The organism is Streptomyces cinnamoneus, assembly GCF_002939475.1.
Taxonomy (GTDB): Bacteria; Actinomycetota; Actinomycetes; order Streptomycetales; family Streptomycetaceae; genus Streptomyces; species Streptomyces cinnamoneus_A.
On sequence record NZ_PKFQ01000001.1, the window covers coordinates 3711088 to 3727375 of the forward strand.

Consider the following 16288-nt stretch of genomic DNA (forward strand, 5'->3'; position numbering starts at 1 on the left):
TTAGACCTCCGAATCGGCAGACTCAATGTCGATGGTGCGGTCCAGCAATCCCGACAGCAGCGCCGCCCGGACCTGACGAAGACGGCTGGCCTCCGCGCGTGTCGCTACCACCTGCTCGGCGGCTGCCGCCAGGGGACCAGTCAACCTGGCCTGCTGCGCGACGGGGAGGTCAGGAACGCTCATGTTGCTGGCGCGGGAGAAGCCGAGCGCCTTGATGGTGATACCGGTGGCCTGCCCTGCAAACTGACCATCCTCGCGTGCCCAGTGACACCACTGGAGTGCGTACTCCGGTGTCGAGACGCCCTCTCGTGCCCGGATGCGGATGACATGCTTGTCGAAGCCGACGAATCCGTCGACCTCGCCCGCCCAGAGCGCCGCCTGGCCAATCGACCCGCCTTCCACTAGGAGGACGTCGCCAGGGTGTACGGCATACTTCTCCTGCTCCCGAGGCTCGAAGTTCATGGTCTTCAGATCACTCAGATCGAGCGTCCCGACACCGATGTTGGCCGCACGCAGGTATGGGTGTACGTGGTCACCAATGGACTGTCGGGCTGACTTCTGCCGCCCGAGCCGCATCTCGAACTTCTCGCCCGCCGGAACCACGGGCACCACGAGCCTGTTGAAGAGGTTGCGCCGGAGGCCCGACTCGACCTTAGACAGGGCGTCGGCCTCGGCGTCGAGTGCGGTGATCTGGTCGTCGACCGCGTCGAGCATCTCGATGATCCGCGCCTGTACCTCGCGGGGAGGGATCGGCAGTTGGATCTGCAAGAGTTGCTCTGGGTTGAGACGCTTGCGCCGTTGGACTGTCCCGCTTACTCGGTTCTTCATTTCTGCCCACAGTCGCGGTGAGCGACAGACGTGCCTCATCCAGTCGGGCATCAGTTCTGGGCCAAGCGTGAACGTCGGGAACTCGTTGCTGACGACGAATCCGTCGAACTCGGCAGGTACTACGGTGATCGGGCCTTCCCAGGCGGTCAGTTTCCGCATCACGACCTGGTCAACGTGCAGCACGTTCATCGCCGCGTACTCTGTGTCTCCGCCGTCGAGTTCGCCTTTTGCGACCAGCCCCTGTCCTGCGTTCAGGACCCCGGCCAGACGGTGGGTGGTTGCAGGCTCCATCGGTGTGCGCTGGATGTCGAGGCGCATCACCTCTCCGAGCGGACGAATCGGATAGCCGTCACTCATTGAAGCCCTCGATCCCGGCGGCGACGAGTACCTCGAGCATCCGTTGCTCGGTCTTCTGACGCTCGGCTCGGGCGACGTTGTACGCCTTGATGAGGGTGTCGAGGTCTTCGGCCTCAGCTGCGGCCTGCTTGATGTACCTGCCGATGTTGAGGTCGTACCCGTTCGCCACGATCTCCGTGGTGGGGACGAGCCGCACCGAGAGCCCATCTGGTCCATTGGGGTCCACCGGGTTGCCGGCGGCGTCGAATTTTGAGTGGTAGGCAGTCACCACATCGGCGATGTCCGCCTCAGTCAGGACATGGCGGTTCTTGGCTTTGGTGAACCGCTTGGAGGCGTCGATGAACAGCACCCCGTTCCGGCGCTCCTCGGCCTTGGTGCCGGGGGCACGGAATACGAGGATGCAGGTCGGGATGTCGGTTGAGTAGAAGAGGTTCGCCGGCAGACCGATCACGGCTTCCAGGAGGTTGTCGTCCAGGACGCGTTGGCGGATGGCTGCTTCCTGGCCCCTGCGAAGAGGACACCGTGGGGAAGGACGACACCGGCACGGCCCTTCTTCGGGTCCATGCTTGCGATCATGTGCTGCACAAACGCCCAGTCCGCTGTCGACTGCGGGGCGACCCCGCCGATGGCACGCGGGTCCTTGGCCCAGGGCTTCCACTTCAGGCTGTAGGGCGGGTTGGCGAGGATCACGTCGAACTGCTTCACGGACCCGTCCGGCTTGGTGAAGCGCGGGTCCTTCAGGGTGTCGCCGACCTCGACCTTGAACTGGGTGAGGTTGTGCATGAAGAGATTCATGCGTGCTACACCCGCAGTGTCTGGTACGGCCTCCTGCCCGTACAGCTTGAGCGTGTAGCCACGCCCGCCACGCGTCTTCAGGAGGTTCGCGGAGGCGATGAGCATGCCGCCCGACCCGCAGGTCGGGTCGTACACCGACTCGTACCCCTTGGGTTCCAGGACCTCAACGATCAGCTCGACGACCTCGCGCGGGGTGAAGAACTGGCCGGCGCGGGTGCCGGAGCCGTCGGAGAACCGCTTCAGCAGGTACTCGTACGCCCCACCGAGCACGTCATGGGACATGTTGCCCTCATGCATCTTCGGGGTGCGATCCATCGCCTGCATGACCGCCGCCAACACGTCCCCCGACAGCACCTCCTCGGAGGTCCAGGCCATGTTGCCGAACAGGCGGGAGAACTTGTCAGGGTTGGCCGTCTCGATGGCCTGCAGGGAGGCGCGGATCCGCTGACCCAGGCCGGGCTGGGTGACGGTGGCGAGGATGGACGACCAGGAGGCACGACGCTCCTGGACGGTACCGGGGTGGATGAACGGGATCTCGAACGACTGGTAGTCGCGGTACTCGATCTCTCGGGCTTCCTCGGCAGAGAGGCCGTCCAAGCCCTCATTCTCGGCCAGAAACTCCTGGTGGTGGTGCTCCCAGGTGTCCGACAGGTACTTCCAGAACATCAGCGGGAAGACGACCGAGGAGTACTGCGCTTCGGGCATCGCCACGCGCAACTCGTCAGCGGCGTCCCACAAGCGGTTCTCGATCTCCTGCTGGGTCACTGCCATCAGTCGGGGTGTCCTTGCTCGTCATAAGGGCGGCGACCGAGGGCCGCGGTGGTCCCACTGGTCACCCTATTTCGGGCGCGTCCGGCATGTACACGACGGGCGTGTCCTGCTGGGGGAGTAACGATATCCCTCCCCAGGGCCGCGAAAAGTAGCAAACGACCCGAACAAGCATCGTGATCAGGCGCCTGCTTGTTGATCAAGCTTGCCCGCCCTGCGGATGGGAAGGGGGCGCCTGGCGATCGCTGTCGTGATGCTGCGGCGAGGCCGGGAAGGAGGCTCGCGCTCGCAGGTCAGCGACGTGCTCCTCGGCGGAGCCCACCGGAAGTCTGTCCGTGGAGCTCCGCAGCCGTCCACCCCGCGCAACTGAGACCAAAACTGAGACCACGGAACGTCGAAGGGCCCCACCGCAAGCGGTGGGGCCCTTCGACATCGTGCCCGGTGAGGCACTGGCGGAGGATACGAGATTCGAACTCGTGAGGGGTTGCCCCCAACACGCTTTCCAAGCGTGCGCCCTAGGCCTCTAGGCGAATCCTCCGCCGCAAACAATACAAGACCCGGAGCAGTGCTCGCGAACCCGATTCGCCGAGGGGTCCCTCCGGGGGCCGGGGGTGTCCTCGCACCCTCCGGGATCCGCTAGGGTGGGGGTAAGCCCCTCGCGTGGCGCTATCTCACCCAACTCCCCCAGGGCCGGAAGGCAGCAAGGGTAAGTGGGCTCTGGCGGGTACGTGGGGGGCCCTTGTGTTTCCCGGGCCGTTTCCGCCGGTCGGCCCTGGTGGGGGGGGCCTGGAAAATGTGAGCGAGGCCACTTGTCAGTGGGGCCCGATATCGTCGTAGGTGTGTCGTCCCTCGCGCTCTACCGCCGCTACCGTCCCGAGTCCTTCGCCGAGGTCATCGGGCAGGAGCATGTCACCACCCCGTTGCAGCAGGCGCTGCGGAACAACCGGGTCAATCACGCGTACCTGTTCAGCGGGCCGCGCGGCTGCGGCAAGACGACCAGCGCGCGCATCCTCGCGCGCTGCCTGAACTGCGAGCAGGGCCCGACGCCGACGCCGTGCGGCGAGTGCCAGTCCTGCCTCGACCTCGCGCGCAACGGCCGCGGATCGATCGACGTCATCGAGATCGACGCCGCGTCCCACGGTGGCGTCGACGACGCCCGTGAGCTGCGGGAGAAGGCCTTCTTCGGACCCGCCTCCAGCCGCTACAAGATCTACATCATCGACGAGGCGCACATGGTCACCTCGGCGGGCTTCAACGCCCTGCTGAAGGTGGTCGAGGAGCCCCCGGAGCACCTCAAGTTCATCTTCGCGACCACCGAGCCCGAGAAGGTCATCGGGACGATCCGGTCGCGTACGCACCACTATCCGTTCCGGCTCGTCCCCCCCGGCACCCTCCGTGACTATCTGGGCGAGGTGTGCGAGCAGGAGAAGATCCCCGTCGAGGACGGCGTGCTGCCGCTGGTCGTCCGCGCCGGTGCCGGCTCCGTGCGTGACTCGATGTCCGTGATGGACCAGCTGCTGGCCGGTGCCGCCGAGGACGGTGTGACGTACGCCATGGCGACGTCCCTCCTGGGCTACACGGACGGTTCCCTGCTCGACGCCGTCGTCGAGGCCTTCGCGGCCGGCGACGGGGCGGCGGCCTTCGAGGTCGTCGACCGGGTCATCGAGGGCGGGAACGACCCCCGCCGCTTCGTGGCCGACCTGCTGGAGCGGCTGCGGGACCTGGTGATCCTCGCCGCCGTTCCGGACGCGGCGGAGAAGGGCCTCATCGACGCCCCGGTCGACGTGATCGAGCGCATGCAGGCCCAGGCCTCCGTCTTCGGCGCCGCCGAGCTCAGCCGTGCCGCCGACCTGGTCAACCAGGGCCTGACCGAGATGCGCGGCGCCACCTCCCCCCGGCTCCAGCTGGAGCTGATCTGCGCCCGGGTGCTGCTGCCCGCCGCCTTCGACGACGAGCGCTCGGTACGGGCCCGGCTCGACCGGCTCGAGCGCGGGGCGGCCGCGGGGGCCCTCGCCGGCGGCGTGGCCGCGGGCGTCCCGGCCGGCGGCGCCGTGGGGTACGTACCCGGGCCGGAGGCGCACGCTCCGGTGGTGGAGCCGGGCGCGGGGCTGTCCGGCGCGGCCGCGGCCCGTGCCGCGGTGTCGGGCACCGGCGTGCCGACCGCCGCCGCCCCGCCCGCCCCCGTGGCCCAGGCCCCCGCCGCCCCGGCGCCGGCCGCTCCCGAGCCCGTACAACCGCCCGTGGCCCCCGGCGGCTCCCGCCCCGGCGCCTGGCCGATGGCCGCGACCCCCGGCCAGCAGCCCCCAGAGCAGCCCGCCACACCGCAGGCCGGTGCCTGGCCCACGGCTGCGGCGAGTCCCGCCGCGTCCACCAGCGCCCTCACCCCCGCCTCCGCCCCCCAGACGGGCGCCTGGCCTACGGCAGCGACCCCGGCCCCGGCCCAGACGCCGGCGGCGCCCGCCGCCGGACCCGGCAGTGGCGGACCCCAGGGCGACGCCACACAGGCACGACAGCTGTGGCCGAACATCCTGGAGGCCGTCAAGAACCGCCGCCGCTTCACCTGGATCCTGCTCAGCCAGAACGCCCAGGTCGCCGGTTGCGACGGCACCACCCTCCAGGTGGGCTTCTCCAACGCCGGAGCGCGGGACAGCTTCGCCAACAGCGGCAGCGAGGACGTACTGCGCCAGGCCCTCGGCGACCTCGGCCTGCCGTGGAAGACCGAGCTGCTCGTCGACCCCTCCGGCGGCGGCAACCCGCCCGGCGGAGGAGCCACGCCCCCGGGTGGCGGCTTCGGCGGCGGTATGGGCGGTGGATTCGGCGGGGGAGCCCCCGCCGCCCCTCCGGCCGCCCCGGCCTACGCCCGGCCCCAGACGCCGGCTCCCGCGCCCGCACCCCAGCAGGCGCCCCCCGGCCCCGCCCCGGAGGCCCGCCCGGCGCAGTCCGCGCCCCCGGCCGCCGGGCCCTCGCAGCAGTACCGCCAGCCGGAGCCGCCACCCGTCCCGATCGAGGACGACGTCCCCGCAGAGGACGACCCGGACCTCGACGACACCGCCCTCACCGGGCACGACCTGATCGTGCGCGAGCTGGGCGCGACGGTCATCGAAGAGATCGCGAACGAGTAGGACGAGGGGCAGGACGGGCAGGACGCGCAGGACGAGGAGAGCGGCGAGGGACGCGACGGGCAGGGCCGGGAGCGCGGGGAAAGCGGGAAGAACGAGTAGCGGGAAGGCTCCCGGGCAGGCGCACACCGGCGCGTCCCGGCCACTCCCACTCTCCACACGTTCTCCTTCCTGCGGCGTAGGGCGCGCTGCCCGGCTAGCACGTAGGCTCGGGCTACCGAAGCATGAAGAAACAGTTGTCGACAGCCAGGAGCGAGACCGTGATCCCCGGTGGTGGCCAGCCCAACATGCAGCAGCTGCTCCAGCAGGCCCAGAAGATGCAGCAGGACCTCGCGGCGGCCCAGGAGGAACTGGCGCGCACGCTCATCGAGGGCACGGCGGGCGGTGGCCTGGTGAAGGCCACGGTCACCGGTGCCGGTGAGCTCCAGGGCCTGGTCATCGACCCGAAGGCCGTGGACCCGGAGGACACCGAGACCCTCGCCGACCTCGTGCTGGCCGCCGTGCGGGACGCCAACGCGACCGCCCAGCAGGTGCAGCAGCAGAAGCTCGGCCCGCTGGCGCAGGGCCTGGGCGGCGGAGGCATCCCCGGCCTGCCGTTCTAGCCGGTCCGGCCGGAGCGGCGTTCCGGGGGCGTTCCGGGACCCGTAACCCGGCCGACACGACGGCGAAGCCCTCCGCAGCGAAGATCACAGCCCGGAAGATCACAGCCCAGAAGATCGCAGTCCGGTGGGCGCCGTCCCAGAAGTCCACAGCACAATCGCAGAGGCAGAAGCAGAGGCGGACGCCGAAGCAGAAGCAGAGTCCGAAGGAGAACCCGATCCGTGTATGAAGGCGTGGTCCAGGACCTCATCGACGAACTGGGCAGGCTGCCCGGCGTCGGTCCCAAGAGCGCGCAGCGGATCGCCTTCCACATCCTCCAGGCCGAACCGGCCGACGTCCGCCGGCTGGCCCACGCGCTGACCGAGGTCAAGGCGAAGGTCCGGTTCTGCGCGGTCTGCGGCAACGTGGCGCAGGAGGAGCGGTGCCGGGTCTGCCAGGACCCGCGCCGCGACCTCGCCGTCATCTGTGTCGTGGAGGAGCCCAAGGACGTCGTCGCGATCGAGCGGACGCGAGAGTTCCGCGGCCGCTACCACGTGCTCGGCGGGGCGATCAGCCCCATCGAGGGCGTGGGACCGGACGACCTCCGCATCCGCGAGCTGCTGGCCCGGCTCGCGGACGGCTCGGTCACCGAGCTGATCCTGGCCACGGACCCCAATCTGGAGGGCGAGGCCACCGCCACGTACCTCGCGCGCATGGTCAAGCCCATGGGGCTGAAGGTCACCAGGCTCGCCAGCGGGCTGCCCGTGGGCGGGGATCTCGAATACGCCGACGAGGTCACGCTCGGGCGTGCCTTCGAAGGGAGACGACTTCTCGATGTCTGACGCAACCCTGCACGACGCGAAGCGCGACCCCGACGACTTCGTGGTCTCCGTCGCGGATTCGGTCGAGAGCTTCATCGTGGCCGTCACCGAGGTGTCCCGCGGCGACGAGCCCGACAGCGCGGTGCCCTTCCTGCTCCTGGAGCTCTCCCAGCTCCTCCTCACCGGCGGCCGGCTGGGCGCGCACGAGGACTTCGTGCCGGACGAGCGCTACGAGCCGGACGTCGGGCCCGAGCCGGACGTCGACGAGCTGCGCGAACGCTTCGCGGCCATGCTCGACCCGATCGACGTCTACTCCGAGCTCTTCGACCCGTACGTGCCGCGCAGCGCCCCCGTGGCCTGCCGGATCTCCGACGACCTCGCGGACATCATCACCGACCTGCGCCACGGGATGGCCCACTACCGCGACGGCCGCGTCAACGAGGCCCTGTGGTGGTGGCAGTTCTCCTACCTCACCAACTGGGGCCCGACGGCCTCGGCGTGCCTGCGCGCCCTCCAGTCCCTCGTCGCGCACGTACGGCTGGACCAGCCGCTGGGCGAGCTGGACGGCCTGGACACGGACGCGGTCGGCACGGAGGAGCAGCTGGCCGAGGAGGCGGGCCGGCTCATGGCCGCGGAGATCGGCGGAGCGGCGAAACGGGCGTCGGGGGCTGCGGGGTCCTGAGGGCGGGCCGCGGTAAGCCCGGTACGCCGGACCCGTACGCCGGCACCCGTACGACGCCCGGCCCCGTACGACGCCCGGCCCCTCGCGGCCTGGGCCCGTACGACCTGGGGCCCGATGCCGGCGCGGCGGGGCGGTGTCACGCCCGCGCGCCCCTGCTCGTCGGGTTCGCCGGGCGGCCTGTCTCACGATGCGATATCCGCATGGCCGGTTCGGGGCGCTCGTTAGACTGAACCGACCGCAAGACGTATAGCTGCTAGGAGCGCACGTGGGCCTTGTCGTGCAGAAGTACGGAGGCTCCTCCGTTGCCGATGCCGAAGGCATCAAGCGGGTCGCCAAGCGAGTCGTGGAAGCCAAGAAGAACGGCCACCAGGTGGTCGTCGTGGTTTCCGCGATGGGTGACACGACGGACGAGTTGATCGATCTCGCCGCGCAGGTTTCGCCGATCCCTGCCGGGCGCGAGTTCGACATGCTGCTGACCGCCGGAGAGCGCATCTCCATGGCGCTGCTGGCGATGGCGATCAAAAACCTCGGCCACGAGGCGCAGTCCTTCACGGGCAGCCAGGCCGGAGTCATCACCGACTCGGTCCACAACAAAGCGCGGATCATCGACGTCACGCCGGGCCGGATCCAGCAGTCCGTCGACGCGGGCAACATCGCGATCGTGGCCGGCTTCCAGGGTGTGTCCCAGGACAAGAAGGACATCACCACCCTGGGCCGCGGCGGCAGCGACACCACCGCCGTCGCGCTGGCGGCCGCGCTGGACGCCGAGGTGTGCGAGATCTACACGGACGTCGACGGTGTCTTCACCGCCGACCCGCGGGTCGTGAAGAAGGCCCGCAAGATCGACTGGATCTCGTTCGAGGACATGCTGGAGCTGGCCAGCTCCGGTTCCAAGGTGCTGCTCCACCGCTGCGTGGAGTACGCCCGCCGCTACAACATCCCGATCCACGTCCGTTCGTCCTTCTCCGGACTGAAGGGCACCTGGGTCAGCAACGAGCCGCAAGGGGACCAGCCGATGGAGCAGGCGATCATCTCGGGTGTCGCTCACGACACCTCCGAGGCGAAGGTCACGGTCGTCGGGGTGCCCGACAAGCCGGGCGAGGCCGCGACGATCTTCCGTGCGATCGCGGACGCCGACATCAACATCGACATGGTCGTCCAGAACGTCTCCGCGGCGTCCACCGGCCTGACCGACATCTCCTTCACCCTCCCGAAGACCGAGGGCCACAAGGCGATCGAGGCGCTGGAGAAGACGAAGACGCGCGTCGGCTTCGACTCGCTGCGCTACGACGACCAGATCGCGAAGATCTCGCTCGTCGGCGCCGGGATGAAGACGAACCCGGGCGTCACCGCGACGTTCTTCGAGGCCCTGTCGAATGCCGGCGTGAACATCGAGCTGATCTCGACCTCCGAGATCCGCATCTCGGTCGTCACGCGCGCCGACGACGTGAACGAGGCCGTCCGCGCCGTCCACACCGCCTTCGGCCTGGACAGCGAGAGCGACGAGGCGGTCGTGTACGGAGGCACCGGCCGATGACGGCCGCCCACCCGGAGGGCCGTCCGGTCCTGCCGGGTGGCTCCGAGGGCTTCGAGCGCGTCGAGGGTTTCGGCGGTGGGGCTGTCGGTGGGATCGCCGGTACGGGTGGCCCCGCGGACGGCCACGCAGGTCGCCGTGCGGGTGGTCATGCAGGTGACCGTGCAGGTGGTCATGCGGGTGGCCGTGCCGGTGACCCCGGGAGTGAGCGTGCGGATGACCGTCCGGGTGCGGAGGCTCGTACCCGTACGGGCCTCGGCGCGGGCGCCCGTGGCCGCGCCGCCGGGCCCACGCTCGCCGTCGTCGGCGCGACCGGCGCCGTCGGCAAGGTCATGCTGGAGATCCTCTCCCAGCACGCGGACATCTGGGGCGAGATCCGTCTCGTCGCGTCCGCGCGCTCGGTAGGGCGGAAGCTGACCGTCCGGGGGGAGCTGGTCGAGGTCGTCGCGTTGAGCGAGGACGTGTTCGAGGGCGTCGACGTCGCCATGTTCGACGTGCCGGAGGCCGTCGCCGCGCAGTGGGCGCCGATCGCGGCGGCCAAGGGCGTGGTGGTCGTGGACAATTCGGCTGCGTTCCGGATGGACCCGGACGTTCCGCTGGTCGTGCCCGAGGTCAACGCCCACGCCGCACGCCTGCGCCCGCGCGGGATCATCGCCAACCCCAACTGCACCACGCTGTCGATGATCGTCGCGGTGGGCGCGCTGCACGCCGCGTTCGGGCTGCGCGAGCTGGTCGTCTCCTCGTACCAGGCCGTTTCGGGGGCGGGCAAGGAGGGCGTGGACGCCCTGCGCACGCAGCTCGCGGCCGTCGTCGGCACGGAGCTGGGGACGCAGCCCGGCGACGTACGGCGTGCGGTCGGTGACGACACCGGGCCGTTCCCGGCGCCGGTGGCGCTGAACGTGGTGCCGTGGGCCGGTTCGCTGAAGGAGGACGGCTGGTCGTCCGAGGAGCTCAAGGTCCGCGACGAGACCCGCAAGATCCTCGGGGTGCCGGATCTGAGGGTGAGCGCGACCTGTGTGCGCGTACCCGTGATCACCACCCACTCGCTCAGCGTGCACGCGCGGTTCGAGACCGAGGTGACCGTCGAGCGGGCCCACGAGATCCTGGCCAACGCCCCCGGTGTGGTGCTGTGCGACAGCCCGGCCGATGGGGAGTTCCCGACGCCCGCCGACGCGGTGGGGACCGACCCGACGTGGGTGGGGCGGGTGCGGCGGTCACTGGACGACCCCCAGGCGCTCGAGCTCTTCGTCTGCGGCGACAATCTCCGTAAGGGGGCGGCTCTGAACACCGCACAGATCGCGGAATCCGTGGCGTCGGAGCTGACTGCTCCGTAATACTGGGGCGGTGCGTGAAGGTCCCGTGACCAACGTGAAGGTCGTGTGATCAACTTGTTGGTCCAGACCTCTTGAACTGGGCAGACGATCTGTTCGACGATTTCGCTCCCCGCCCAACTGCAACCGCGGTCTGGGCGGGGAGCGTCTTTGTTGCCGTCTCTCGCGGCGGGACCAAAACAGGGGCATCGAGGAAGAGCTGGTACGCATGAGGGCAAAGGGCGCATCGTCGACCGACGCGTCATCAATCGCCACCGCGATGCCTCACGCGTACAACCCTGACGGGGGGAAGCGTGTCCAACAGGCGTGGCAGAGGTCATCAGCATCGCAACCGTCCCGAGACGAGGTGGCGCCCCGGTGCGCTCACGTCCCGGCAGTCCGGGCGGCATGCCGGTGATCGCTCCCTGGTCAGCCCCCCGCCCCGCACAGTCGCCGGCGTCGGCGACTCCGCCGCCGTCCGTCCCCTCGCCCGCTGCGCCTCCGCAGATGCCGCCGCAGATGTCTCCGGGCGCGCCCGGGGTGTCCGCCGCGCCTGCGGCGTCACCGGCGTCCCAGGCGTCCGCGGCGGTGTCGTCCGTTTCGGCCGTCCCGCCGGTCGCGGCCGTACAGCCGGTGACATCCGTCGCGTCGATGCCGGCCGTACCGTCCATGTCGCCTCTGTCGGCCATGCCGTCCGTGGCGTCCGTATCGCCCATGTCGTCACCCATGTCGTCCGCGTCGCCCATGCCGTCCGTGTCCGCGGTGTCCTCGATGACCACAGTGCCGGCGGACGCTGACGAGGCGCGGGCGGCCGGCACCACAGTCGACCACCTCACCGAGACGTACCGCGCCCACTACCGGTCGCTGCTCGGCCTGGCCGCCCTGCTCCTCGACGACACCGCCTCCTGTGAGGACGTGGTGCAGGAAGCCTTCATCCGGGTGCACTCCGCGCGCGGGCGCGTCCGCGACCCGGAGAAGACCCTCGCCTACTTGCGGCAGACTGTCGTCAACTTGTCCCGATCTGCCCTCCGCCGCCGCATCCTCGGACTGAAGCTGCTGTCCAAGCCGATGCCCGACATGGCGAGCGCCGAAGAAGGGGCGTACGAACAGCTGGAGCGCGACCAATTGATCAAAGCGATGCGTGGACTGCAGCGTCGCCAGCGCGAGGTCCTGGTCCTGCGCTACTTCGCCGACATGACCGAGGCCCAGGTCGCGGAGACCCTGGGGCTTTCCCTGGGCTCGGTCAAGGCGTACGGCTCACGCGGCATCGCGGCGCTCCGGATCGCCATGGAGGCGCCGGTATGAGCCGCCGTTTTCCGGATGGTTCTGGAATGCCGGAGGGTGCTGGCGTGCCCGAGGACGGCGCCGGTATGTCTGAGGGCATCAGTGGGTCTGAGGGCCCTGACGTGCCCGAGTGCACCGGTATGTCTGAGGGCGCCGGGTCGGTTGGTGCCCGGGGCCAGCGCCAGGGTGAGGGGCACGTTCGCGGAGGCGGCTTCGCCGGCTGGGGATTCGAGGAGCCCGGCCCGGGGCTTGACGGCCTCGCGGCCGTCGTAGGCGGTGGGGACACCGGCCCTGCGGCCGGCCAGAGCTCCGCGGGTCAGAGCTCCGCAGGCCAGAACTCCGCCTGCCCGGGCTCCGACTTCGCCCGTCCCGCTCTCGACGAGCAGGCGCTGCGACGCCTGCTGCACGACACCGTCGGCGGTCTCGAACCGTCCGGCGACGCGCTGGAGAAGCTGCGCCACGCCGTTCCGGTCCGGCGCACCCGGCGCCGCCAGGCCGTCGTCGGTGCCGCGGCGGTGGTGATCCTCGGGGCCACGGCTCTGCCCGTACTCATCCATGCGGCCACCACGGCCGGCAACGCCACCGAGGACCGCCCGGCCAACGCCTCCAGCAGCCGTCAACGCACCCACGACGCCGCTGAGGGGCGTCACCACGACGCGTCCGGTGACGGCACCGACGGCGAGGAGACCACCACCGGCCAGGACGGGCAGAAGGACGGCGAGAAGACGAAGGGCGACGAGCGGAAGCCGAGCGGGGACGCCCACAGTCCCTCGGGCTCGGCCACCGGCGGCACCACCACCCCCGGCCCGACGCTCGCCGCGGCCTCGCCCACATGTGACCGCGACCAGCTCGGACAGGGCAGCGGCAGCGTCGGTGCCGCCGACGATCACGGCCGCGTCTACGGCGTCTTCCGCGTCGTCAACGTCTCCCGCACCGTCTGCACCGTGGGCGGTCCCGGAGAGGTCACCGCGCGCCCCAAGGGCAGCGCCGAGAGCACGCGCGTCTCGGTCGTCGACCACACGGCGGGCGACGCGGCCGCCGGCCTGCCCGACCCCGCCACCGAGCCGAGCCAGGTGATCCTTCAGCCGGGGCAGGCGTACGAGGTCAAGTTCGCCTGGGTGCCGGCCGCCGGCGGCGGCCCCAGCGGTTGCGCCAAGCCCGCCCCCGCCACCCCGGCCCCCCTGGCCAGCCCTTCGGCCGCCCCCGGTTCCGGCACGGCGGCAGCCGGCGGGAAGCCCCAGGCCAATGCCCCCGCCCCGAGCAGCCCCCCGGCGAGCGTCGTCCTCAGCCACACCCCGGACGTGGGCGAACCGAAGGCCGTCGACACGACCATCCCCAACGCCTGTGCCGGCACGATCTACCGCACGGGCCCCCTGGCGACCACGACGCCGACGTCTTAGCCGACGTCTTAGCCGACGACTTGGGGGCTGCCGGGGGAGCGCCGGGGGAGGGCTGCCGGAGTGCCCCACGACGTCCCCCGCCGGAGGGGGCGCGCCACGGTGCCCGTACCGTGGTGGTGTGTATCGGTTCCTGCTGACTCCCCGGTGGTGGGGGATCAACGTCTTCACCGCGCTCGCGATCCCGGTGTGCCTGTTCATGGGCAGCTGGCAGCTCGGCCGCTTCGAAACGCGTGTCGACACCCATCGTGAGCAGCAGGCCCAGACCGACGAGGCCCGCACCGCCGACGCGGCACCGCTGCGCGATCTGCTGCCGGTGACCACCGAGACGTCGGGCCGGCAGGCCAGCGTCACCGGCCGGTACGACACCGATCACCAACTCCTCGTGCCCGACCGCGATCTGGACGAGCGCAAGGGCTTCTACGTGCTCACGCTGCTGCGCACGGACGGCGGCAAGGCGGTGCCCGTCGTCCGGGGCTGGCTGCCCGGCGACGCCGGTTCCAAGGACGACTCCGCCAAGGTCCCCGCCCCGCCCTCCGGCCAGGTCACCGTGACGGGGGCGCTCCAGTCCTCCGAGAGCCCCACGTCCAAGGGCGTCCGGGCGTCCGGCGGGCTGCCCGCCGGACAGCTCGGTGTGATCAGCGCGGCCTCACTGGTGAACCTCGTGCCGTACGAGGTGTACGACGCGTGGATCACCGTGTCGAAGGCGGCTTCCCCCCTGACCGCCGTGCCGCCGGCCACCGCCCCCGGCAGCGGCCTCGATCTCAAGGCCTTCCAGAACCTCGGCTACACCGGCGAATGGTTCGTCTTCGCGGGCTTCACCCTCTTCATGTGGTTCCGTCTCTTCCGCCGTGAGGCCGAGGCCGCCCGGGACCTCGAACTCGGCATCACCCCCGAGGACCCGGAAGGGCCGGCTCAGCCGGGCCGCCCTGAGAACCCCGAGGGTTCAGATGACGGTCCGCAAACGCGATCTCCAGCCGGAGCTGCTTGATCCGCTCCTCCACCACCAGCGAGCCGTGACCGGCGTCGTACCGGTAGACCTCGTGGGGGTGGCCGAGTTCTTCGAGCCGCTCCACGTAGTTGTCGATCTGGCGTATCGGGCAGCGGGGGTCGTTCATCCCGGCGGAGATGTACACGGGCGCCCGGAGCCGGTCGACGTACGTCAGCGGTGACGAGGCGGCGTAGCGCTCCGGCACCTCCTCCGGGGAGCCGCCCAGCAGGGTGCGGTCCAGGGCTTTGAGCGCCTCCATCTCGTCGTGGTACGCCGTCACGTAGTCCGCGACGGGTACGGCGGCGAGCCCCACGGCCCAGGCCTCGGGCTGAGTGCCGAGGCCGAGCAGCGTCAGATAGCCGCCCCACGAGCCGCCGGCCAGCACCAGCCGCTCGGGGTCGGCGAGGCCGGACGCCACGGCCCATTCCCGCACCGCGGCGATGTCCTCCAGCTCGATCAGCCCCACGCGGTGCTTGAGCGCGTCGGTCCAGGCCCGCCCGTAGCCCGTCGAGCCGCGGTAGTTGACCCGGATGACCGCGTAGCCGTGGTCCACCCAGGCTGCCGGCCCGGCCGCGAAGGCGTCGCTGTCGTGCCAGGTCGGGCCGCCGTGGATGTCGAAGACGGTCGGGAACGGCCCCTCCCCGGCGGGCTTCTGCACCAGCGCGTGCACCTTGCCGCCGGGTCCCTCGACCCATATGTCGGAGACCGGGACCGAGTCCGGAGCCTGGGCGATCCCGTGCGGCACCGCCGGAGGGGTCAGCACGACGTGGCCGGCCGTCGACCGCACCACCGGGGGCTTGGCCGCGGAGGACCAGAGGAACTCCACGGTCCCGTCGGGGCGGGGCAGCGCCCCGGACACCGTGCCCGGCGGGGTGTCGAGGCGGGTGAGCTCGCCGCTCGCCAGCTCGTACCGCCACAGTTCACTGCGCGCGTGGTGGCTGTGGTCGATCAGCAGTGCGGTGCCGTCGGGGTACCAGTCGGCGTCGAGGTCGCCCGGCAGGTCGATGACCAGCGCGGTCTCCTCTCCCGTGACCGGGTCCCACATCATCGGCTCCCAGCGGCCGCGCCGCTGGTGCCCGACCAGCAGCCGGGAGTCCCCGTCCACCGGGGCGAAGCCCATCGCGGACAGGCCCAGCTCCTCGGTGCCGCCGCGGGTGTCGTCGAGCTCGCCCACGGTGCTGCCGTCCGCCCGCAGGACGCGGATCGACGCGTGCATGGCGTCGCCGTGCTCGGTGTGCTCGACGGCGATCAGCGACCCGTCGTGCGACAGACCGCCGACGCCCGCCGACTGCTGGTGCCGGTATATCTCCACGGGCTCCTGGCCGGGGCGCACGAGGTGGACCGTCGACCCGCCCTTGTCCGTGGAGCGGCCGACGACCGCCGTGCCGTCCCGGCCCAGGGCCAGGCCGTCGGGGTAGGAGGGCTCCAGCCCCGGCGTCGCCGGCCGGTCCTCGCCGCCGTGGAACGGCTGCCGCACCCAGACGCCGAACTCGTCGCCGTCGGTGTCGGAGAACCACCAGATCCATTCGCCGTCGGGCGAGAGCACGCCGCCCGTCGTCCCGTTCGGCCGGTCGGTTACCTGCCGGTGCTCGCCCGTGGTGCGGTCCCAGGCGTACAGCTCGAACGTCCCCGTGGCGTTGGACGTGAACAGCGACCGGTCCGGCGCGTCCTTCGCCCATCGCGGCAGTCCCACGCGCGGCGCCCGGAAGCGCGTTTCCCAGTCCGGCATGGCCGTATCGCCCCGCGGGGACCCGTTGCTCTCAGTCATGCCCCCCATTCTGCGCCGGACGGCTGACGACTCGGGCCGGAGCGTCGCAGTCTGT

At 70.7% G+C, this 16288-nt stretch carries 11 protein-coding genes, 1 tRNA gene, 1 other RNA gene and 1 pseudogene; 10 read left to right on the top strand and 4 right to left on the bottom strand.

Annotated elements, in window-relative coordinates; genetic code table 11:
- The 3 genes and pseudogenes from CYQ11_RS16205 to CYQ11_RS16215 all read right to left on the bottom strand — a co-directional run bounded on the left by CYQ11_RS16205 (position 1) and on the right by CYQ11_RS16215 (position 3286).
- Positions 1-1185 (bottom strand): restriction endonuclease subunit S, encoded by a 1185-nt coding sequence (locus CYQ11_RS16205; protein ID WP_240003446.1) that lies wholly within the window; start codon positions 1183-1185, stop codon positions 1-3.
- A pseudogene (locus CYQ11_RS16210) lies at positions 1178-2751 on the bottom strand (type I restriction-modification system subunit M). Before CYQ11_RS16210 ends, CYQ11_RS16205 begins: the two are co-directional and overlap by 8 nt.
- Positions 2752-3198: 447 nt before the next feature.
- Positions 3199-3286: transfer RNA gene (locus CYQ11_RS16215), tRNA-Ser, on the bottom strand.
- A gap of 110 nt (positions 3287-3396) precedes the next feature.
- Between CYQ11_RS16215 and ffs the strand changes: the two genes are divergently transcribed.
- The 10 genes from ffs (at position 3397) to CYQ11_RS16270 (ending at position 14465) form a co-directional block, all read left to right on the top strand.
- An RNA gene (gene ffs, locus CYQ11_RS16220) (signal recognition particle sRNA small type) lies at positions 3397-3491 on the top strand.
- Positions 3492-3587: 96 nt separating this feature from the next.
- On the top strand, positions 3588-5870 hold the full coding sequence (locus tag CYQ11_RS16225; protein ID WP_099199832.1) for a DNA polymerase III subunit gamma and tau: 2283 nt from the start codon (positions 3588-3590) through the stop codon (positions 5868-5870).
- A gap of 257 nt (positions 5871-6127) precedes the next feature.
- Complete coding sequence (locus tag CYQ11_RS16230; protein WP_099199831.1) at positions 6128-6469, top strand: YbaB/EbfC family nucleoid-associated protein; 342 nt, start codon at positions 6128-6130, stop codon at positions 6467-6469.
- A gap of 219 nt (positions 6470-6688) precedes the next feature.
- Positions 6689-7288: a recombination mediator RecR gene (gene recR / locus CYQ11_RS16235; RefSeq protein WP_099199830.1), complete on the top strand. Its 600-nt coding sequence runs from the start codon at positions 6689-6691 to the stop codon at positions 7286-7288.
- Positions 7281-7949 (top strand): DUF5063 domain-containing protein, encoded by a 669-nt coding sequence (locus CYQ11_RS16240; protein ID WP_099199829.1) that lies wholly within the window; start codon positions 7281-7283, stop codon positions 7947-7949. Before recR ends, CYQ11_RS16240 begins: the two co-directional genes overlap by 8 nt.
- A gap of 265 nt (positions 7950-8214) precedes the next feature.
- Positions 8215-9486 carry an aspartate kinase gene (locus CYQ11_RS16245; protein ID WP_099199828.1) on the top strand — a complete coding sequence of 424 codons (1272 nt, stop codon included), beginning with the start codon at positions 8215-8217 and terminating at the stop codon, positions 9484-9486.
- Complete coding sequence (locus CYQ11_RS16250; RefSeq protein ID WP_275666404.1) at positions 9483-10817, top strand: aspartate-semialdehyde dehydrogenase; 1335 nt, start codon at positions 9483-9485, stop codon at positions 10815-10817. Before CYQ11_RS16245 ends, CYQ11_RS16250 begins: the two co-directional genes overlap by 4 nt.
- Positions 10818-11564: 747 nt before the next feature.
- The gene (locus CYQ11_RS16260; RefSeq protein ID WP_240003445.1) at positions 11565-12098 is read left to right on the top strand and encodes a SigE family RNA polymerase sigma factor; all 534 of its coding nucleotides are present in this window, start codon (positions 11565-11567) and stop codon (positions 12096-12098) included.
- 119 nt (positions 12099-12217) lie between these two features.
- A complete protein-coding gene (locus CYQ11_RS16265) occupies positions 12218-13477 on the top strand; it encodes a hypothetical protein (RefSeq protein ID WP_240003444.1) in 1260 nt (419 codons plus the stop codon).
- Positions 13478-13595: 118 nt separating this feature from the next.
- Positions 13596-14465 carry an SURF1 family protein gene (locus CYQ11_RS16270; protein ID WP_099199827.1) on the top strand — a complete coding sequence of 290 codons (870 nt, stop codon included), beginning with the start codon at positions 13596-13598 and terminating at the stop codon, positions 14463-14465.
- On the opposite strand, the gene CYQ11_RS16275 is transcribed toward CYQ11_RS16270, so the two are convergent.
- Complete coding sequence (locus tag CYQ11_RS16275; protein WP_181143851.1) at positions 14362-16194, bottom strand: S9 family peptidase; 1833 nt, start codon at positions 16192-16194, stop codon at positions 14362-14364. The genes CYQ11_RS16270 and CYQ11_RS16275 overlap by 104 nt on opposite strands.
- Positions 16195-16288 lie beyond the last annotated feature (94 nt).

Bases quoted from the DNA above. Each gene is read 5' to 3' on its own strand.
- CYQ11_RS16260 (WP_240003445.1), top strand. From the start codon at position 11,565: ATGACCACAGTGCCGGCGGACGCTGACGAGGCGCGGGCGGCCGGCACC.
- CYQ11_RS16205 (WP_240003446.1), bottom strand. From the start codon at position 1,185: ATGAGTGACGGCTATCCGATTCGTCCGCTCGGAGAGGTGATGCGCCTC.
- CYQ11_RS16240 (WP_099199829.1), top strand. From the start codon at position 7,281: ATGTCTGACGCAACCCTGCACGACGCGAAGCGCGACCCCGACGACTTC.
- CYQ11_RS16250 (WP_275666404.1), top strand. From the start codon at position 9,483: ATGACGGCCGCCCACCCGGAGGGCCGTCCGGTCCTGCCGGGTGGCTCC.
- CYQ11_RS16275 (WP_181143851.1), bottom strand. From the start codon at position 16,194: ATGCCGGACTGGGAAACGCGCTTCCGGGCGCCGCGCGTGGGACTGCCG.
- CYQ11_RS16265 (WP_240003444.1), top strand. From the start codon at position 12,218: ATGTCTGAGGGCGCCGGGTCGGTTGGTGCCCGGGGCCAGCGCCAGGGT.